Genomic DNA, 17,191 nt, shown 5'->3' with positions numbered 1-17,191 from the left:
CCGCCCCTAGCTACCGCCGACGGAATCCATCCATTCCGTGAACAAAGCCACCCGCTCGTCCCTGGGCGGATCGAAGGGATTGTCGGGCGGGATGTCCGGTCCCGGTCCGGCTTGGAGGTAGGCCGTCGCCACCGCCACATAATTCTGGGCGGCGGTCTGTAAATCCATCAGATGGACGTTGTGGGCCTTGGCCGTCTCGGGTGGAAGGATGCGCTGGGTGTTCAATTGCCCCATTTTCAGCAGGGCGAGGTTGGCATCGACGATCCGGCCGGCCAAGGGCAGCACGGTTTGCTTGGCCGCGTCGCGGGTCCGGGCCACCGGGTCGGGCGGCGGGACCGGGAGCGCCAACAGGTCGAGCAAGCCCTGTTTGAAATCCAGGAAGGTCTTGGCCGCGGTTTGGTAGGACTTCTGATAATCGGGGCGCTGCCCCAGGTCAGCGACCACGGGATCGATGGCCACCACGACCGCCTTGGCGGCGGCGTATAACTCGGTTGTGCTGGGCATGGTCGCCTCTTGGTCCGGGGTGGGCCTGGATTGCCGACGGGCGGCGCTAAGGCTTTTCCGATTTGCCGGGCTTGGACGCCACCGGCACGCTGTCATGGATCGCCTGGATCGCCTCCAGGGTCAGCGCCAGGACGCCTTTTTCCAGCTTGAGCATTTCCTCCCGCAACTGCGGGTATTGCGGGTTGTTGTTCTGCACCAGGGTGGCGACCTCGTTGGCGGTGGTGTCCATGAAGGTCTTGAGCGCCGCGTAGATGGAAGCCTCGGCGGCCTGCAAGCCCGCCGTCCCCGACACGATGCGGTCGAGCAAGGCTTCCTGGGCGGATTTGGGGTCAGCCATGGTCGTTCCCTCCCGCGTTCCCGGACGGGGCCGGCCCCGGTTCCGCCGTGGTTGGGGGCCGCTCCGCCTCCTGGGCGATCCGCTTGAACAGCTTGGTGGAGGCGGCGGGCGGCTTGGCCTTGGGCTCGGCCACAACCGCGACCGAATCAGGCGCGGGCTGGGGCGGTCCAGCCTCTTCCTGGCGGTGCTGGGCCTGGGGCACTTTCAAAGAAGCCGCTTCGACCTGGGCGGCGTCCGCGTCGGACCCCGCGCCATCCGGCACGGTCCCCTCGGCCACAACCGCGGCCAAGTCCGGCGCGGGTTGGGGCGGTTCGGCGTCCTCGGGCCGGTCCGGGGCCCGTGGCTCACTCGAAGAGGCCGCTTCCGGGATGGCATCCGCGCCGGTCACCGCGCCATCCGGCACGGCCCCCTCGGCCACGACCGCGGCCAAATCCGGCGCGGGCTGGGGCGGTTCGGCGTCCTCGGGCCGGTCCGGGGCCTGGGGTGCCATGACGGGAACCTTCGGCTCCGCCCCACCGCTATGATCGGCATCGTCCTGGCCGGGCTTCCCGGCCCCGGCATGTTCCTGGACACGGTTCTGGGCTTCGGCCCAAGCGGCCAGGGCGGCGGCGTAAGCCTCGGCTTCCCGCTGTACCCTGAGGGCACCGGCCACGACCGCCTCGGCTTCGGGCGGAAACCCAACCGGGTCGGCTTCCCCGGCGGCGGACAGGGCCGCTCCCGGCGGGGCCGGACCGCCTTCCGCGTCCGCGCCAGGGTCCGCGGTCCCCACCGTGTCCGTCGGTGTGGCCTCCAGATACAACCCGGTTTCCACCAGCAAGGGGCGCAAAGCCGCTTCCACCTCCGCCTGCAAGCGCAAAGCGTCGGCCACGATCCCTTCGGCATCGAGGCGATAGAGCGAGGGGTCCAGCAAGCCATTGGGCAGGGTGTCGGTCGCGGCCGGGACCGTGACCGGAACCCCGGAAGCGCGATCCGCGTCGGCCAGGGCCGGAACCGCGGAGTCTTGTTCGTCGTCATCGATGGGCGGCATGGCGGTCTCCCCCAGGATTGATGTTCATTGGCGTGGCGCTCAGCGCGGGAACTCCTTGGCGACGGTGATCGCGCTCTTGCCGACCGCTTCCAAATTCGCCGCGGCATTGGCGACCATCTTTTGCGCCTGGGCGATCACGTCGAGGTAGGGATCGCTCAGCTTGGTCTCCAGATACAGCTTCAAGGCCATGCCCTGCGCGGTGGCGGAAATGGTCATGATGTTGCGTAGATAGTCGGTCGCGTCCTGCACCGCGAAGGCAGCGGCTTGGCTGGCCTTCTGGTAGGAGATGCCGGGGTCCACCACCTTGCTGGTGTCGCCCTGGTCGATGCGGACGGCGTTGCGGGTCTGCCGGACCGCATCGACGATCTGCGAATTGACCAGCACCGCGCCGCTGGGCGGTGGGCTCGGGGTCGGTGCCGCCGGGCCGCCCGTTTCATTTTCGTTTGGATCGTCGCTCATATCCCATATCCTCGGTTAAATGGCCCGTGGCGGATCGCACCCCGCCCGGCGGTTCACTCGCCGGTCTTGGTCACACCGCCGCCGGAAATCTCCAGGATTTGCTTGCAGGCGGTGGAGGTGATGGCGTTGCTGATCTGCTGCAAGCCGCCCTGGGCCTGCATCGAGTTCTGCATCGCCAAGCTGATCGAATGGGCCAGGGTCTGGTATAGGACGGCCATGGCCTGGGCCGGCGCCTCGCCCAACACCTTGACATTGGTCTGTGTCACCGCATCGGTGATCTGCGCGTTGACCGGCGTGTTGTCTGCCATGGTTCGATTCCTATGCTGCGGTTAAAAATGACAGGGAATCCCGCCGCCCTCACTTCTTCTTGGCCACGGCCAACACCACCAACAAAGCGAGCAACAGGTCGGTGTTATCGTTCCGGCCCAGCCGGGCGGCGGCGGTCGCGCCCGCCATGGTGTTGACGCTGTACATTTGGATGACCCCGAGATTGGCGGCCGCCTGGCTGGAGATGGCGGCCTGCTGCTGGGCCATGGCCGAATTCTGGTACAGGATGCCCATGGAATGCGCCATGCTCTGGTACAGGGTTCCCATCGCCACCGCCGGGGCGCTGGCGAGGACCGAAAGCCCGGCCTGGGTCACGGAATCGGTGATTTGCCCGTTCAGGGCGGTCGGTATTGCCATCGCTATGCTCCGGTAATCTCTCTCTGCTGAATCGCGCCCACCGGCCTACGGACCGGGTTCCACCTTCAGGATCATGGTGCAAATCACCGAGGTGGCGCTGTTGCCGACCTGCTGCATCCCGCCCTGGGCCTGCATGGCGTTCTCCATGGCCAGGCTGGTGGAATGGGCCAAAGCCTGGTAGGCGACGGCCAGGGCTTCCCACGGCGATTCACCCACGGTCTTGACATTGACCTGGGTGACGGCGTCGGTGATCTGGGGATTGACTTGGGAATCGGCCATGGCTGCCCTCCACGGTTCAGGTGACTACGGGCGGGGCGTGCCTGAACGGGCTTTCCGAGCTGACCGAGACCGACGAGGCCGCGCTATAGGCCGCCTGCGGGGCGGGTGGCGGGGCGGCCTTGGCCTGCGGCCTGAGCCTCATCAGCTTGGCGACGTTCTGGACGGTGGTGGTCAGGCCCACCAGGGCGACCTGTTGCTGCTGATTCACCATGTTGGCGAACAACACCGATTGCGCCTGGGTCTGGCCCAGGCTGGCGTTGACCGCCGACAGGGCCGGTCCCAGGCCGATCACATGGGCCGAAGCCGAGGTGACGCCATCGGTGATCTGGGAGTGGACGAGGGATCTGAGCTTGCCTTCCGACATTTCATCCTCCTATTGCCGCTAGTCGCCCGCATCGAAGAGCCGGGTCAGCTCCTGGACGAGGGTGGTGGAGGCCAGGGCGGCATGTTCCGCCTGTTGATTGACCATGTTCGCGAACAGGATGCTTTGCGCCTGCGACTGCCCGAAATAGGCGTTCACCGCCGCGCTGGCCGGTCCCATCCCCAGGGTGTGGACCGTGCTTTGGGTCACGCCATCGGTGATCTGGGAGTTGCAACGAATCCTAGGTTCATCGTCCGAATCGCTTGCCATATCTGCCTCCGGGAGGCCGGGCGTTCCCGTGCCTCATCGCTGGGTGTGGATGTGGAGCGGGGTCGGTGGCACGCCGACCAACCCCTCGCGGTCCCGCCGCCAAGGCCGCTTATTGCGTGGCCTTGAGGGCGGTCAACAGGGCCAGCAGGGTGTTGGGCAGGTCGCTCTGGCTAACCTTGGCGGTGGAGACCGCCCCGGCCATGGTGTCCACGCTGTAGAGCTGGATCACGCCCTGGTTGGTCGCCGCCTGGGAGGAAATCGCCAGTTGTTGCTGGGCGCTGGTGGCGTTCTGGTAGAGGATGCCGGTGGAATGGGCCAGCGCTTGGTAGATCGCGCCCATCGCGAAGGCCGGGGCGTCGCCCAGCACCTTGACGTTGGCCTGGGTGACGGCGTCGGTGATTTGACCGTTGAGGGCGGTGGGGATGGCCATGACTTAAACTCCTGATTTATGGACGGTGGATGGATGGGAACCCGCGCTGCCTGGCCGGCTCATTGGGTGGCCTTGAGCGAGGTCAACAGGGCCAGCAGGGTGCTGGGCACATCGCTCTGGCCGACCTTGGCGGTGGAGACCGCCCCGGCCATGGTGTCCACGCTGTAGAGCTGGATCACGCCCTGGTTGGTCGCCGCCTGGGAGGAAATCGCCAGTTGTTGCTGGGCGCTGGTGGCGTTCTGGTAGAGGATGCCGGTGGAATGGGCCAGCGCTTGGTAGATCGCGCCCATCGCGAAGGCCGGGGCGTCGCCCAGCACCTTGACGTTGGCCTGGGTGACGGCGTCGGTGATCTGGCCGTTGACGGCGGTAGGGATTGCCATGGTTGAACTCCTGGGTAATGACTATTGCACTAATGGGGCGAGGGCCCGCCGTCCCGGCCGGGGGGCGGGGACGGGAACGCCTCAGAATCCGGGCTGCACGGCCTTGAGCGAACTCAACAAGGCCAGCAGGGTGTTGGGCAAATCGCTCTGGCCGACCTTGGCGGTGGAGACCGCCCCGGCCATGGTGTCTATGCTATAGAGCTGGATCACGCCCTGGTTGGTCGCCGCCTGGGACGAAATCGACAATTGCTGCTGGGCGCTGGTGGCGTTCTCGTAGAGGATGCCGGTGGAATGGGCCAGAGACTGGAAGATCGCGCCCATGGCCATGGCGGGGGCATCGCCCAACACCTTGACATTGGCCTGGGTGACAGAATCGGTGATCTGGTCGTTGACGGCGGTAGGGAATGCCATGACTTAAACTCCTGGTTGATGATGAACAAAGCCCGCGGCGCACCGCGGATACCGCCGGGGCGGGCACGCCCCACCGGCCCGTGCCGATGCCTACTGGGTGGCCTTGAGCGCGGTCAAGAGGGCCAGCAAGGTGTTGGGCAGGTCGCTCTGGCTGACCTTGGCGGTGGAGACCGCCCCGGCCATGGTGTCCACGCTATAGAGCTGGATCACGCCCTGGTTGGTCGCCGCCTGGGCCGAGATCGCCAGTTGTTGCTGGGCGCTGGTGGCGTTCTGGTAGAGGATGCCGGTGGAATGGGCCAGCGATTGATAGATCGCGCCCATGGCCATGGCGGGCGCGTCGCCCAGCACCTTGACATTGGCCTGGGTGACGGAATCGGTGACCTGGTCGTTGACGGCGGTAGGGAATGCCATGATCGAACTCCTCGGACTTAGATGGAATGGAGGTGGGGAGCCACCCGTTTTGACCCTCGGCGGAATCGCCTTGGCCTGTCCTATTGACGATTCATCGATTTATTTGTGAATCGACTGGATTCAAATTCCGGTCAGAATTTTCATCCCACTGCCTTATAGACGTTGCTTGCTTGGACTTGTGAATCCGAACCGGAACATTTTTTCGCGACCATCGGATGCGGGAAGCCAGCGGTCGCCCGGAGGGACTGGACCGGGGACGGGCGCGCTAGGCCCGTGTCGGGATAGACGTTGGAGCGGGGAGGATGTGAATGCTGGCGGGCCGCGGCGGGGCGGGAAACATGTGGGAATACCGATGGGCGATGTGGGATCCGAACCTGGATAGCCAGGGAAAGACGAGCCGGCGAAGCCCGGTGGGTTGGGCATGGACCCCCTGCCCAACCGGTCCGCAACCCCTTTCTCAATTCATCCGGTACTTCCCCCCGCCGAACCCGGCGGCCCCCCGCCCATGGGCCTTCACCGGAAAACCGGCCACCGGCCCGTACGGCCTGGAATACCCCGGTATCTCCGGCGGCAGATCCCCGACCCCGACCAATTCGCCGGCCCGGAAGATGGCCAGCCGCTCGCACACATTCCGCAGTTCCCGGATATTGCCCGGCCAGGCATATTCCGCCATGCAGATCAGGGCTTCCACGCTGAACCCGGCTTCCCGCCGCTGGTAGCGGGCCGCGAACAGCCGCATGAAATGGCTCGCCAGCAAGGGCACATCGTCCGGGCGTTGCCGTAGCGGCGGGATGTGCAAGGGCAGCACGTTCAGCCGGTAGTAGAGGTCGGCGCGGAACAGGCCGCAAGCGACCCTGGCCTCCAGGTCGGCGTTGGTCGCGGCGACGAGGCGCACATCGACCTTGCGGGTGGCGGTTTCCCCCACCGGCTGGATTTCGCCGCTTTCGAGGAAGCGCAGCAGCTTGGCCTGCAAGGCGGGCGCGAGGGAATCGACCTCGTCCAGGAACAGCGTCCCGCCATGGGCCGCCCGCAACCGCCCGGTACCATCGGCATCGGCCCCGGTGAACGCGCCCCGGCGGTGCCCGAACAATTCGGATTCCGCCAGCCCCTCCGCGATGGCCGCGCAATTCAGCGTGGCATAGGGCTTGGCGGCGCGGGCGCTGTGGTGGTGCAGGGCCTGGGCCAACAGTTCCTTGCCGGTGCCGGTTTCCCCGGCGACCAGCACGGTCACGTTGGCGGCGGCGGCGGTCTGGGCGTCCCGCAACAAGGCTTGGAAGGCGGGGTTGCGGCCGAGCAGCAATTCGAACATAAAATCACCCACTGTTTGCGGTTGCGATGGAGGGCGGCCCCGCTGGAAAAGCCGCGACGGGGGCCGACGCCTTCGGTATAACCCGGTATTCCCAAGCCACTATCCCTTGCGGGAAATGTTAGTTTGCGCGGGACCATTTCATGGGGTATCTCCGGGCTGGCGTCCGGGTGATGAGTATTGGTATTTTATTTTGAAAACACCAATTCAATAATGATAATTCAGGTATTCACGACATGAATCTCAGGGGTATCGATCTCAATTTGTTCACCGTCTTCGAGGCGGTCTACGAGGAACGCAACCAAGCCCGCGCCGCCGCCCGGCTGGGCATGACCCAGCCCGCGGTCAGCAACGCCGTCAACCGCCTGCGCTATGTGCTGAAAGACCCGCTGCTGGTCGCAGGTTCCAGGGGCGTGAACCCCACGCCCGCGGCCGACGCCCTGTACAAACAAGTGCGCGGGGCTTTGGATTTGATCCGGGAAGGGGTGGAGCATGGCCGGGAATTCGATCCGGCATCGACCGAACGGGCGTTCAAGGTGGCGACGCCCTATGGGGGCGGGGTGTTGTTGGCGGTGGGCTTGCACAACTGGGTGCGGCGGGAAGCGCCCAGGGCGACGCTGTCGATCCGCCCGCTGGAACAGCCCGAGGAAATCCCCCGCCTGCTGCGGGAGGGCGTCCTGGACCTGGCCATCGACTATGTGCGCTATCCCGACCCGGCCCTGGTGTACGAGCCGCTGGAAATGGAAAGGCTGGTGATCATCGCCCGGCGGGGCCATCCCCGCCTACGGACGCCGTTGACGCTGGACATGCTCGAGGCGGAAGAACAAGTCGCCTGCTACGACCCGCATCCGCCCCAGGACCGGCCCAACGCGCTCGAAGAGGCCCTGGCGGCGTTCCCGGCGCGGGTGGCCATCGAAGTCTGGTCGGCCTTGGGCCTGCCCGTGGTGGTCGGGCAAACCGACCTGGTGGCGCTGCTCCCGGAGCGTTTCGCGGCGCTCTGCGCGGAGCGGTTCGGGCTCGAGGTTTTTCCGATGCCCTATCCGGCCCCGGAAGTGGCCGTGTCCCTGGTCTGGCACCAGGCGCGGGAAAAGGACGCCGCCCACCGCTGGCTGAGGGAGGGCGTCAAGCGGGCGATGCGGACGTTGGAACCGCCCTACCCCCCATAGGCCTGGATCGCCGGGGCCAAGGCCCGCAGCGTCAACACCCGCCCCGCCGCCCCCAGCTTGATCGCCTCCTTGGGCATGCCGAACACCACGCAGGAGTCCTCGTCCTGGGCGATGGTGTCGGCCCCGGCCTCGTGCATCTCCTTGAGTCCCCTGGCGCCGTCGTCGCCCATGCCGGTCATGATGATCCCCAAAGCGTTCTTGCCGGCGTACTTGGCGACCGAACGGAACAGCACGTCCACCGAAGGCCGGTGGCGGTTGACCAAGGGGCCGTCCAGCACCTCGACCATATATTGGGCACCGCTGAGCTTGACCCGCATATGCTTCCCGCCCGGCGCGATCAAGGCCAGCCCCGGCAACACCCGGTCGCCGTCCTTGGCCTCGCGCACCTCGATGGCGCACAGGCCGTCGAGGCGCTGGGCGAACATGGCGGTGAAGCGCTCGGGCATGTGTTGGACGATCACCAACCCCGGCGACACCCTGGGCAGGGCGGTCAACAAGACCTCCAGCGCCTGGGTGCCGCCGGTCGAGGTGCCGATGGCGACGATGCGGTCGGTGGTCCGGGCCAGGGCGCGGGAATCCGGGGTGGGCTTGGGGGCGGGCGGCGGGACATGGGGCACCGCCGCCGGGTTGGCGGCGACGGACGGCCTGGGCGTGGGCCCGAGCCGGCGCAGATTGGCCTGGGCGGCGCTCTTCACCGCGTCGATGAACTCGATGGAGGACTCCTCCAGGAACTTCTTGAGCCCCAGCTTGGGCTTGGTCAGGATGCCGACCGCCCCGGCGGACAGGGCTTGCAAGGTGGTTTCCGCGCCGCGCTCGGTCAGGGTCGAGCAGATCACCACCGGGGTGGGCCGCTCCTCCATGATCTTTTTGAGGAAGGTGATGCCATCCATGCGCGGCATCTCGATATCGAGGAGGATGACATCCGGCCATTGCCGCTTCATGCGTTCCATGGCCAGGATGGGATCGGACACCGCCGCCATCACCTGGATCGAGGGATCGCGGGCCACCAGGGCGGAGACGATCTGGCGCACCACGGCGGAATCGTCGACGATCAAGACATTGATGGGTTTCATGATAAATCCTTCGTGGACGGCATGGGTCCGCCCAATTCGGTTGCACATCCCGCACGGCCCGGAACCGGGCGCGGGGGTTCGTCAGCCCGGCCCCTGGCCGTCCGTCCGCACGAATTTCAACCAGACATGGCCGCTCCACACATCGAAGATCAAATTGCGATGCCCATACCCGCCCACATGCTTGGCCGCCACGGACAGCCCATAGGCCCCGAGCAAGCGGAAGGCCCGTTCGATGTTGCGCAACCCCACTTCGCCCCGCCCGGAGGCGCCCGAACCGGGGAACATATTGCCGCCGCCGAACACCTTGATCTCGTACTTGCCGGGATCGGTGCGGTGGGCCACCGCCTCGCGGATCAGCCAGAGCAGCGCCTCGTCGCCATAGCGCCCGTCCAAGCGCCCGCGCGGGGCCGGATCGGGGCGGCGGGGCAGGAGGAAATGGCACATCCCGCCCAAGCGGGCTTGGGGATGCCAGAAGGTGATGGCGATGCAAGAGCCCAGCAAGGTGCGGATGCGGGTGTTTTCCCCGCCGAAATAAAACTCCCCCGGCTGTAAAAAGATTTCTATAAAGTCACTCGGCGGATGCATGGCGATAAATCGAGGGTCGCAGCATGGTGAGTTTATCGGTGACGCCCATCAGGCTCTCGGAATGGCCGATGAAGAAATAGCCCCTGGGCTTGAGCGCCTTCAATAACTGCCCAACCACCTGCCGCTTGGTCTCCATGTCGAAATAAATCATCACGTTGCGTAAAAAAATCAGGTCGAACTGGCCGACCTCCGGCATGGGCGCGATCAGGTTGACCTGCTCGAAGCGCACCTTGGCCCGCAGTTGTTTTTCGATCAGCAACATGCCGTCGTATTCCCCGGTCCCCCGCAGGCAATAGCGCTTGAGGTATTCGGGGGGGATCCGCTCCACCCGTTCCATCGGATACAAACCCCGGCGGGCCTTCTCCAAGACACGGGTGCTGATATCCGAGGCCAATATCTCGAACTCCATCCCGACCAGGCCGTCGGCCAGCAGCATCGCGAGGCTATAAGGCTCCTCCCCGGAGGAACAGGCCGCGCTCCATACCCGGTAGGTGCCACCGCGCCTGACCGCAGGCAACACCTGGGTCTTCAGGAACTCGAAATGCTTTTCCTCGCGGAAGAAATAGGTTTCGTTGGTGGTCAGCAGATCGATGGCGGTCTGGAGTTCCTTGGGGGAGGAACCGCTGGTGATCAGGGCGAAATACTCGGTGAAGTTGCGGAGCCCGTAATACTGCAAGCGCTTGAACAAGCGCCCGGACACCAGGGCCTTCTTGCTGTCGCCCATGGAGATGCCGGTCTTGCGGTAGATGAAATCGCGGATCTGGGCGAATTCCTTGTCGGTGATGCTGAGCGTTTCCATGGTGTGTGCCGCCCGCTTTAAAACCGCAAGAAACCCGACGGGGCTTCCGCTCCCCGCCCGCCGGCCGCGATCCGGCGTACATGACCCACTTCTGCCGCCCGGTGGGTCAAACCCTGTAGCCGCGAGGACTCCACAGAAGCGCTTTGCTCCACCTTGAAGAAGCCGATGATGCGCAGCAAATCCTGGGATTGGCCGTTCATCTCGTCGGCGGTGGCGGCGAGTTCCTCCGAAGCCGAAGCGTTCTGCTGGGTGACGCGGCTGAGTTCGTTCATGGTGGTGTTCAATTGGCCAAGACCCTCGGCCTGTTCGGTGGAGGCGGCGGTGATTTCCTGCACCAAGTCCGAGGTCTTCTGGATGGCCGGGACGATGGTGCCGAGCAAACTCCCCGCCCGCTCGGCCAGCCGCACACTGCTGACCGCCAATTCGCCGATTTCCTGGGCCGCGACCTGGGAGCGCTCCGCCAACTTCCTGACCTCCGCCGCCACCACCGCGAAGCCCTTGCCGTGGTCGCCGGCCCTGGCCGCCTCGATGGCGGCGTTCAGGGCCAGGAGGTTGGTTTGGTAGGCGATGTCGTCGATGATGCCGATCTTGCTGGCGATGCTCTTCATCGCCACCACGGTCTCGCGCACGGCGGTGCCGCCGTCGTTGGCCTCCTGGGTGGCTTTCAGGGCCATGCCGTCGGTGACCTTGGCGTTCTCGGCGTTCTGGTGGACCGATGAGGTCAGTTCCTCGACCGATGCGCTGGTTTCCTCCACGCTGGCGGCCTGTTCGCTGGTGGCTTGGGATAGCATCTGCGCGGTCTGGCTGACCTGGGCCGAGGCGTTGGCGAAATTGTTGGCGGACCCGACCACTTCGGTGATGGTGCGGGCGAGTTGCTCCACCGTGGCGTTGCCGGCATTCATCAACTCGCCGAAAATGCCGGTGTATTCGCCCTTGGTGTGGTAGGTCAGGTCGCCCTGGGCCAGGGCGGTGAGTACCCGCTGCAATTCCTCCAGGCTGTAGGCGCTGGTCTCCATCAGTTGGTTGAGCTTCTCGGCGAAATTCCTATAGAAGCCCTGCTTGCCTTCGGTGCTCAATCGCTTGGTGAAATCCCCCAGCGAAGCGGCACCGACCACCGTGCTGACTTCGTTCTCGGTACGCACTTCCATGGTCCGGTCCAGCCATTCGACCACCGTGCCGATCCGCTTACCCGCCTTGCCGTAGACTGGATTGGCCGTGAAGCGGAAGGTCAGTCCTGCCACCTTGATCTCGGTCCTGTAGGTTTCCCGGAGGCTGGCGACTAGATTGCGCTGATGGGGCTGGTTGCGGTGGTACTGATCGAAACAGGAACCCAGCAACTTATCGGTATCGAAATGTGGCAGATGTTTACGTAATTCGGGCTCGGCGACCTTCATCGTATCCCGTGCCGCCGGGTTTATATAGACGATGATGCCATCGTTGTCGGCGATCATCACGCTGGTGCTGCAATTATCCAGGGCATTGCGGATGCGCAGCTGTTCTTGGGCCGCTTCCGCCGCCGCCCGCATCAATTCCCGCGCCTCGTTGACCCGCCGGGTGATGATGGCGCGCTGGCCGGGCAGGTCCGGCATGGCCTCGGAGAAATCGCCCTCCACATATTGGCCGATGAGGGCCAGGATTTTCATCTTGAGGGAAATATGCTCGGCCACCATGGTATTGACGTTCTCGGCGATAGTCTTGAACGAACCCTGGAACCGGGCGGCATCCATCCGCGAATCGTTCTTGCCACCCTCCTGCTCGTTGGCCATCCGATCCATGTCACCGATGAAACTCGACACCCGCTTCCAGAGTTCGCGGACGCAATGCTGCATCCAGGCGATCTCGTCCTGGCCCTCGGGCTTGGGTGGTGCCTGGGTGAAATCGCCTTTGGTCATGGCGTCCAAGGTTTGCAAAGTCCCTTCCAAGGGCTTGACGATGCTTTGGATGACACGATAGGCGAACGCCAGGGACAGCACGGCACCAGTACCCCATACCCCAGCCAACAAGACGAGTTCGGTATCGCGCCCGCACGCGGCCAGGTTCACCGCGCCGATGAGACCAACCGCCACATAGAACACGCCCAATACCGAACTCGCCAGGATTAGACGTTGGGCGATGGTCAACTTATTCAGGTTCATCATTTGGGTTACCCCATTAAGAATGGTGACCGGCGCCGGATAGCGGAGCGAGAGCGCCGGGAATTATTGTTCCCGCTCATCACGCCGTGGCGGCCAGGGCGCGGGAAACCGTCTGGCCATGCTGGCTATGCTGGTGTTGCTGGACCCGCCGCAGCAGGCCCGGCACATCGATAATCAAAGCCACCTCGCCACTGCCCAGGATGGTGGAGCCGCCGATGGGGGCCAGATGGCCGAACAAGGCACCCAGGGGCTTGATGACGGTCTGGAACTCGCCCAGCAACTCGTCGACCACCAAGCCCGCCGTCAACTCGCCGAAGCGGACCACCACCACGCTCTCGCGCCGGACCTTGGGGGTCTCCACGCCCAGCACCTCGGACAGCCGCAGGATGGGCAGCACCTTGCCACGCACGTTCAGATAGCCCTCGCGGATGGCCTTGGCCCGGTCTTCCCCGCTGTGTTCCAGGCATTCCACCAGCATGTCCATGGGGATGACGTAGCGGGCCGGTCCCAGGCCCACCAGGAAGCCGTCGATGATGGCGAGGGTCAGCGGGAGGCGGATGCGGACCTTGGTGCCGCTGCCGAGCTGGCTGTGCAATTGCACATGGCCGCGCAAGGCTTCTACATTGCGCCTGACCACATCCATGCCGACGCCGCGCCCGGACAGGTTGGAAATACTGTCGGCGGTGGAAAACCCCGGCTCGAAGATCAGGTTGTAGACCTCGCCGTCCGGTAGGTTCTGGCCCGGCCCGACCAGGCCACGCGAGACCGCCTTGGCGAGGATCTTGTCGCGGTCCAGGCCACGGCCATCGTCGGCCACTTCGATGACGATGCTGCCCGACTCGTGGTAGGCGTTGAGTTCCACCCGCGCCTTTTCCGGCTTGCCCTTGGCGAGGCGCTCGGCGGCGGGTTCGATGCCGTGGTCGAGGGCATTGCGGACCAAGTGCATCAAAGGATCGCCGATCTGCTCGATCACCGATTTGTCGAGTTCGGTCTCGCCACCGCTGATGAACAGCTCGACCTGCTTGCCGAGTTCCTTGCCCACGTCGCGCACCACCCGCTGGAAGCGCTGCAAGGTGCTGCCGATCTGCACCATTTGCAGGCCCAGGGCGCGGTTGCGCAGTTCCTCGACCAGCCGGAACAGGTTGGCCGCCGATTCGATCACCTCGACCGCCCCGGCCTGATGGGCCAGCAATTGGGTGTTGGCCCCGGCGATGACCAATTCGCCGACCAGATCGACCAGTTGGTCCAGTTTCTCGGCCTCGACCCGGATGAAACGGTTCTCGCTGGCCTTGCGCTCCTTGATCTGCTGCTGCTTGTCGAGGGCGGCGGACACCACCTTGGCCGGCACCACGGCCTCCTCGACCAGGATTTCGCCCAGGAGCCGGTGGTGTTCCGCGCCTCCCGCCGCCGCGACCCGCTCCTCGTCGACTTGGAGCTTCAAGCCCCAGTCCAGTTCGACCTGGGTCAGCGCCTTGGAACCGACCAGGATTTCGCCCAGCCGCACGGTGTCTTCCGGCAGTTCCTGGATGAGCTGGATATATTCGCTGACCTTGCTATGCGGCGGCAGGATGCGGATCGCGCAATCGTCGCGCACGAACTCGAACGCGCCCTCGATCTGCTCGCGTTCGGCCCCGCTCCTAAGTCCGATCTCGAAACCCAGGTAGCAGGATTCGGGGTCCATTTCCGGGGGTTCGGGCAGGGCGTCGGTGAGGGTGGCCACATCGACCAATTCACCCAGTTGCGCCAGATAGCGCAGGAACGACAAAGGGTCCATGCCGTTGCGCAGGACGTCGCGCCCGAAGCGCAGGGAGATATGCCAATGGTCGGCGCTGGCCGTGCCGCCGCCGACCGGTTCGGCGGTGGGTTCCTCCACCGGCACCGGCACGTCGGCGGGAGCCGCCCGCTCCGGGCCACCGCCATCGCCGAGATAACGGGCCAACCCGCCCAACAACGCCCGGCCCTGTTCCACCAACTCCGCGTCCAGGGCCTCCCCGGCGGTGACGGGTTCCAGCAAGGAACGGATGTGGTCGCAACTGCGCAGGAGCAAGGCCACGATATTGTCGTCCAGGGCCAGCAGTCCGCCGCGCAGGCGGTCCAGCAGGCTTTCCACGTCGTGGGTGAAATGGACGATGGGATCGAACCCGAAAATGCCCCCGGTGCCCTTGATGGTATGGGCGGCGCGGAAAATGGCGTGGATCAGGTCGTCGTCGCCCTCGCCGTTTTCCAGGGCCATCAGCGATTGCTCCATGGTGTCGAGCAATTCGCGGCTCTCGGCGATATAGCTTTGTATGGCTGCGTCGAAATTCATCGTGATACCTCTGCTTGAAACCTGCCCGTCGCGGGGGAGGCCTGGGAATATGCCCGACCCGGCCGGGCCTGGGGCGCGGGCTTCGGCCCACCCGCCGGATCGCGTCCGCGCTTCTTTATTCTTGATGGCGGCGGCGGCCGCCATCGGCGTCAATCGGCGGGCAACACCACGGGATCGCCGAAATAGGACTCCATGCGGTAGAGCCCCAAGACCTCCCGCACCGGCCCGCTATGCCCGGACAGGCGCAGGACGTGCCCGGCCTTGACCGCTTCGCGCTTGGCCAGCACCAGCAATTGCAGGCCGGCGGTATCGAGTTCGGCGACTTCCGAAAGATCGATGTCCAATTCGGGATGTTCGGCCACGGCCCGCAGCAAATCGGCCTTGAGCCCCGCCGCTTCGTAGATGGTCATTCCGCTGCCGATGCCGAGCCGGGCGGTGCCGTTGTCCAAGGTCTCCACAACGATAGGCATAAGGGGTACTCCTGCTGATGGGGTTGGGATCGATCCCGCCGCGTTCATGGCAGGATCAGCTTGCTGACCGCGGACAGCATTTGTTCCGGTTTGAACGGCTTCACCACCCAGGCCTTGGCCCCGGCCATCTGCCCTTCCAGCTTCTTCGATTCCTGGGATTCGGTGGTCAGCATGATGATGGGGGTGAATTTGTAGGACGGATGCTTCTTCACTTCTTTCACGAAGGCGATGCCGTCCATCACCGGCATATGCACATCGCTGATGATGAGATGGATTTTGCGGCCATCCAGCTTGGTCAGGGCATCCTTGCCGTCACCCGCCTCGATGACGTCGTAGCCCGCGCCGCTCAGGGCGATGTTGACCACTTGCCGCAGGGAAGCCGAGTCATCGACGATGAGTATGGTCTTGGCCATGGTTTTTCCTCAGAAGAACGTGATTTCAGAATTGTCGTGGTCCGCCGAGGGTTCGGCGCCATGGGTGCGCCGCTCCTCGACGGTGGTATAGGAGGTTTCCAAGGACGCCAGCAAATGATCGACATCCAGGGTCTCGAAATCGGCATCCATCCGGGCCAATTGGTCGTGCAATACGCGGACGTTGCTCTCGACATGGCCCAGGATTTGCCCCACCCGGTCCTGGAATTGCAATTCCACCAGGGCGTGGGAGATGTTGCCGCGGATGGCTTCGCTCTCCTGGCGCAATTCCTGGGTGGAATGGGCGAGGTTCTCGGCCAGCGTGCGGAACTCGACCAGCACCGCCTCGATGCTGGATTCGGACAGGGCGATGGATTCGGCGTCGCGGCGGGCCGATTGCTCCACGCTATGGCAGGAGGATTCGATGGCCCGGCTGATGATCTCGACCTTCTCGCTGATACGCTTGCCGGTCTCGCCGGAGCGGTTGGACAGGGTGCGGACCTCGCCCGCCACCACCGCGAACCCCCGGCCCGCCTCGCCCGCCCGCGCCGCCTCGATGGCCGCGTTCAGGGCCAAGAGGTTGGTCTGGTCGGCGATGCTGGCGACATCCGCCGCCATGTGCTTGAGTTCCTCGTTGAGCCGCACCAGGGAGCGCGATTCCTCCAGGAGGCCGCTCTTGTCGCTCAGGGTGCTGTTCAACTCGCGGATCATGCCCATCAGCTTTTTTTCGCTATGGGCGAGGACGGCCAGGGTATGGCTGCCCTGATCCTCCTGCCTATGGCCGTGGCCGCCCTGGGCCAGCACCGTGCTGTCGAGGCGCTTGACGATGGTGGAGAACTGGCGGCTCAAGGACACCACGGCGGCTTCCATCTGGGCGCGGGCGATTTCGATCTGCTGGATCCATACCGCCGCCGCGCGGTCGCCGAGTTGTTGGAGCCGATGGCGCAGATGCTCGTCCTTGGAGCGCAGGTCGGACTTGACGCGGGAAGCGGCCCGGTCCAACCCGGCCTGGAATTCGCGCCGCGCCCGCTGGACCTGCCATTGGCCGATCCCCCAGCCCACCAGCAACAAAGCCAATCCCAGCCCGATACCCAACCACGGACTGGATGCCACCCATAGCAGGCCCGCCGCGCCCAGCGCTGCTACGTATAGCGGGCCGCGTCCCAACCCCTCCACCGCCGGCAATTCCCGCTCCATGGCAGCCCGCTCCCCGTCGTCCGAAGCGTGTCCGACGGTCCCACCATATCCGGGTTTTCCTGGATTTTCTAAAAACATGCCACCACCTTGAAAAGCAAGATCGCCTAATGAATTCAACGTTATACCGGCGATTTTTTTTACAGTGTAGACGATACCCGGCGCTTTATCGGAACACGGACATCGTTGCGG

General features: G+C 64.8%; 22 protein-coding genes and 1 pseudogene. 1 reads left to right on the top strand and 22 read right to left on the bottom strand.

The window, feature by feature from the left end; translation table 11 throughout:
• Positions 1–6: 6 nt before the first annotated feature.
• From K5658_RS10085 to K5658_RS10020, 14 genes are all read right to left on the bottom strand, one after another.
• Positions 7–504, bottom strand: a complete 498-nt coding sequence (locus K5658_RS10085; protein WP_221066797.1) for a hypothetical protein — start codon at positions 502–504, stop codon at positions 7–9.
• Between the two features lie 46 nt (positions 505–550).
• A complete protein-coding gene (locus K5658_RS10080) occupies positions 551–841 on the bottom strand; it encodes a hypothetical protein (RefSeq protein ID WP_221066796.1) in 291 nt (96 codons plus the stop codon).
• A complete protein-coding gene (locus K5658_RS10075; RefSeq protein WP_221066795.1) occupies positions 834–1,868 on the bottom strand; it encodes a hypothetical protein in 1,035 nt (344 codons plus the stop codon). Before K5658_RS10075 ends, K5658_RS10080 begins: the two co-directional genes overlap by 8 nt.
• A gap of 39 nt (positions 1,869–1,907) precedes the next feature.
• Positions 1,908–2,327 carry a hypothetical protein gene (locus tag K5658_RS10070; protein ID WP_221066794.1) on the bottom strand — a complete coding sequence of 140 codons (420 nt, stop codon included), beginning with the start codon at positions 2,325–2,327 and terminating at the stop codon, positions 1,908–1,910.
• Between the two features lie 53 nt (positions 2,328–2,380).
• Positions 2,381–2,635: a RebB family R body protein gene (locus K5658_RS10065; protein WP_221066793.1), complete on the bottom strand. Its 255-nt coding sequence runs from the start codon at positions 2,633–2,635 to the stop codon at positions 2,381–2,383.
• 49 nt (positions 2,636–2,684) lie between these two features.
• Positions 2,685–3,011, bottom strand: coding sequence for a RebB family R body protein (locus tag K5658_RS10060; RefSeq protein WP_221066792.1), 327 nt, complete (start codon positions 3,009–3,011; stop codon positions 2,685–2,687).
• A 45-nt stretch (positions 3,012–3,056) separates the two neighbouring features.
• Positions 3,057–3,290, bottom strand: a complete 234-nt coding sequence (locus K5658_RS10055) for a RebB family R body protein (RefSeq protein WP_221066791.1) — start codon at positions 3,288–3,290, stop codon at positions 3,057–3,059.
• A 16-nt stretch (positions 3,291–3,306) separates the two neighbouring features.
• Entirely contained in the window at positions 3,307–3,654 is a 348-nt protein-coding gene (locus tag K5658_RS10050) for a RebB family R body protein (protein ID WP_221066790.1), read from the bottom strand.
• An 18-nt stretch (positions 3,655–3,672) separates the two neighbouring features.
• Complete coding sequence (locus K5658_RS10045) at positions 3,673–3,921, bottom strand: RebB family R body protein (protein ID WP_221066789.1); 249 nt, start codon at positions 3,919–3,921, stop codon at positions 3,673–3,675.
• Positions 3,922–4,030: 109 nt separating this feature from the next.
• Positions 4,031–4,351 (bottom strand): RebB family R body protein, encoded by a 321-nt coding sequence (locus tag K5658_RS10040; RefSeq protein ID WP_221066788.1) that lies wholly within the window; start codon positions 4,349–4,351, stop codon positions 4,031–4,033.
• A gap of 59 nt (positions 4,352–4,410) precedes the next feature.
• Positions 4,411–4,731 (bottom strand): RebB family R body protein, encoded by a 321-nt coding sequence (locus K5658_RS10035; RefSeq protein WP_221066787.1) that lies wholly within the window; start codon positions 4,729–4,731, stop codon positions 4,411–4,413.
• An 81-nt stretch (positions 4,732–4,812) separates the two neighbouring features.
• Entirely contained in the window at positions 4,813–5,142 is a 330-nt protein-coding gene (locus K5658_RS10030) for a RebB family R body protein (RefSeq protein WP_221066786.1), read from the bottom strand.
• Between the two features lie 90 nt (positions 5,143–5,232).
• Positions 5,233–5,553, bottom strand: a complete 321-nt coding sequence (locus K5658_RS10025; protein ID WP_221066785.1) for a RebB family R body protein — start codon at positions 5,551–5,553, stop codon at positions 5,233–5,235.
• A 457-nt stretch (positions 5,554–6,010) separates the two neighbouring features.
• On the bottom strand, positions 6,011–6,862 hold the full coding sequence (locus K5658_RS10020; RefSeq protein WP_221066784.1) for a sigma-54 interaction domain-containing protein: 852 nt from the start codon (positions 6,860–6,862) through the stop codon (positions 6,011–6,013).
• Positions 6,863–7,095: 233 nt separating this feature from the next.
• Here K5658_RS10020 and K5658_RS10015 point away from each other — a divergent pair, with 233 nt between their 5' ends.
• Positions 7,096–8,025 (top strand): LysR substrate-binding domain-containing protein, encoded by a 930-nt coding sequence (locus tag K5658_RS10015; protein WP_221066783.1) that lies wholly within the window; start codon positions 7,096–7,098, stop codon positions 8,023–8,025.
• On the opposite strand, the gene K5658_RS10010 is transcribed toward K5658_RS10015, so the two are convergent.
• The 8 genes and pseudogenes from K5658_RS10010 to K5658_RS24180 form a co-directional block, all read right to left on the bottom strand.
• Positions 8,013–9,098, bottom strand: a complete 1,086-nt coding sequence (locus K5658_RS10010) for a protein-glutamate methylesterase/protein-glutamine glutaminase (protein WP_221066782.1) — start codon at positions 9,096–9,098, stop codon at positions 8,013–8,015. The genes K5658_RS10015 and K5658_RS10010 overlap by 13 nt on opposite strands.
• Before the next feature lie 81 nt (positions 9,099–9,179).
• Positions 9,180–9,683 (bottom strand): chemotaxis protein CheD, encoded by a 504-nt coding sequence (locus K5658_RS10005; RefSeq protein ID WP_221066781.1) that lies wholly within the window; start codon positions 9,681–9,683, stop codon positions 9,180–9,182.
• Positions 9,667–10,482 (bottom strand): CheR family methyltransferase, encoded by an 816-nt coding sequence (locus tag K5658_RS10000; protein ID WP_221066780.1) that lies wholly within the window; start codon positions 10,480–10,482, stop codon positions 9,667–9,669. The genes K5658_RS10005 and K5658_RS10000 overlap by 17 nt, the downstream gene beginning before the upstream one ends.
• A 17-nt stretch (positions 10,483–10,499) precedes the next feature.
• A complete protein-coding gene (locus K5658_RS09995) occupies positions 10,500–12,620 on the bottom strand; it encodes a methyl-accepting chemotaxis protein (protein ID WP_221066779.1) in 2,121 nt (706 codons plus the stop codon).
• Positions 12,621–12,696: 76 nt separating this feature from the next.
• Positions 12,697–14,925 carry a chemotaxis protein CheA gene (locus K5658_RS09990; protein WP_221066778.1) on the bottom strand — a complete coding sequence of 743 codons (2,229 nt, stop codon included), beginning with the start codon at positions 14,923–14,925 and terminating at the stop codon, positions 12,697–12,699.
• A 149-nt stretch (positions 14,926–15,074) separates the two neighbouring features.
• Positions 15,075–15,395, bottom strand: coding sequence for an STAS domain-containing protein (locus K5658_RS09985; RefSeq protein WP_246628610.1), 321 nt, complete (start codon positions 15,393–15,395; stop codon positions 15,075–15,077).
• 44 nt (positions 15,396–15,439) lie between these two features.
• Positions 15,440–15,808 carry a response regulator gene (locus K5658_RS09980; protein WP_085213057.1) on the bottom strand — a complete coding sequence of 123 codons (369 nt, stop codon included), beginning with the start codon at positions 15,806–15,808 and terminating at the stop codon, positions 15,440–15,442.
• A gap of 9 nt (positions 15,809–15,817) precedes the next feature.
• A pseudogene (locus K5658_RS24180) lies at positions 15,818–16,405 on the bottom strand (methyl-accepting chemotaxis protein); the annotation flags it as partial.
• Positions 16,406–17,191: the final 786 nt, after the last annotated feature.

Source organism: Methylomagnum ishizawai (genome assembly GCF_019670005.1).
In the GTDB taxonomy this organism is placed as follows: domain Bacteria; phylum Pseudomonadota; class Gammaproteobacteria; order Methylococcales; family Methylococcaceae; genus Methylomagnum; species Methylomagnum ishizawai.
This window is presented reverse-complemented; position numbering and strand designations above follow the sequence as displayed.

Bases quoted from the DNA above. Each gene is read 5' to 3' on its own strand.
- K5658_RS09995 (WP_221066779.1), bottom strand. From the start codon at position 12,620: ATGATGAACCTGAATAAGTTGACCATCGCCCAACGTCTAATCCTGGCG.
- K5658_RS10015 (WP_221066783.1), top strand. From the start codon at position 7,096: ATGAATCTCAGGGGTATCGATCTCAATTTGTTCACCGTCTTCGAGGCG.
- K5658_RS10045 (WP_221066789.1), bottom strand. From the start codon at position 3,921: ATGGCAAGCGATTCGGACGATGAACCTAGGATTCGTTGCAACTCCCAG.
- K5658_RS10075 (WP_221066795.1), bottom strand. From the start codon at position 1,868: ATGCCGCCCATCGATGACGACGAACAAGACTCCGCGGTTCCGGCCCTG.
- K5658_RS10005 (WP_221066781.1), bottom strand. From the start codon at position 9,683: ATGCATCCGCCGAGTGACTTTATAGAAATCTTTTTACAGCCGGGGGAG.
- K5658_RS10030 (WP_221066786.1), bottom strand. From the start codon at position 5,142: ATGGCATTCCCTACCGCCGTCAACGACCAGATCACCGATTCTGTCACC.
- K5658_RS09990 (WP_221066778.1), bottom strand. From the start codon at position 14,925: ATGAATTTCGACGCAGCCATACAAAGCTATATCGCCGAGAGCCGCGAA.
- K5658_RS10000 (WP_221066780.1), bottom strand. From the start codon at position 10,482: ATGGAAACGCTCAGCATCACCGACAAGGAATTCGCCCAGATCCGCGAT.
- K5658_RS10055 (WP_221066791.1), bottom strand. From the start codon at position 3,290: ATGGCCGATTCCCAAGTCAATCCCCAGATCACCGACGCCGTCACCCAG.
- K5658_RS09980 (WP_085213057.1), bottom strand. From the start codon at position 15,808: ATGGCCAAGACCATACTCATCGTCGATGACTCGGCTTCCCTGCGGCAA.
- K5658_RS10060 (WP_221066792.1), bottom strand. From the start codon at position 3,011: ATGGCAATACCGACCGCCCTGAACGGGCAAATCACCGATTCCGTGACC.
- K5658_RS10050 (WP_221066790.1), bottom strand. From the start codon at position 3,654: ATGTCGGAAGGCAAGCTCAGATCCCTCGTCCACTCCCAGATCACCGAT.
- K5658_RS10080 (WP_221066796.1), bottom strand. From the start codon at position 841: ATGGCTGACCCCAAATCCGCCCAGGAAGCCTTGCTCGACCGCATCGTG.
- K5658_RS10085 (WP_221066797.1), bottom strand. From the start codon at position 504: ATGCCCAGCACAACCGAGTTATACGCCGCCGCCAAGGCGGTCGTGGTG.
- K5658_RS10020 (WP_221066784.1), bottom strand. From the start codon at position 6,862: ATGTTCGAATTGCTGCTCGGCCGCAACCCCGCCTTCCAAGCCTTGTTG.
- K5658_RS09985 (WP_246628610.1), bottom strand. From the start codon at position 15,395: ATGCCTATCGTTGTGGAGACCTTGGACAACGGCACCGCCCGGCTCGGC.
- K5658_RS10065 (WP_221066793.1), bottom strand. From the start codon at position 2,635: ATGGCAGACAACACGCCGGTCAACGCGCAGATCACCGATGCGGTGACA.
- K5658_RS10025 (WP_221066785.1), bottom strand. From the start codon at position 5,553: ATGGCATTCCCTACCGCCGTCAACGACCAGGTCACCGATTCCGTCACC.
- K5658_RS10040 (WP_221066788.1), bottom strand. From the start codon at position 4,351: ATGGCCATCCCCACCGCCCTCAACGGTCAAATCACCGACGCCGTCACC.
- K5658_RS10035 (WP_221066787.1), bottom strand. From the start codon at position 4,731: ATGGCAATCCCTACCGCCGTCAACGGCCAGATCACCGACGCCGTCACC.
- K5658_RS10010 (WP_221066782.1), bottom strand. From the start codon at position 9,098: ATGAAACCCATCAATGTCTTGATCGTCGACGATTCCGCCGTGGTGCGC.
- K5658_RS10070 (WP_221066794.1), bottom strand. From the start codon at position 2,327: ATGAGCGACGATCCAAACGAAAATGAAACGGGCGGCCCGGCGGCACCG.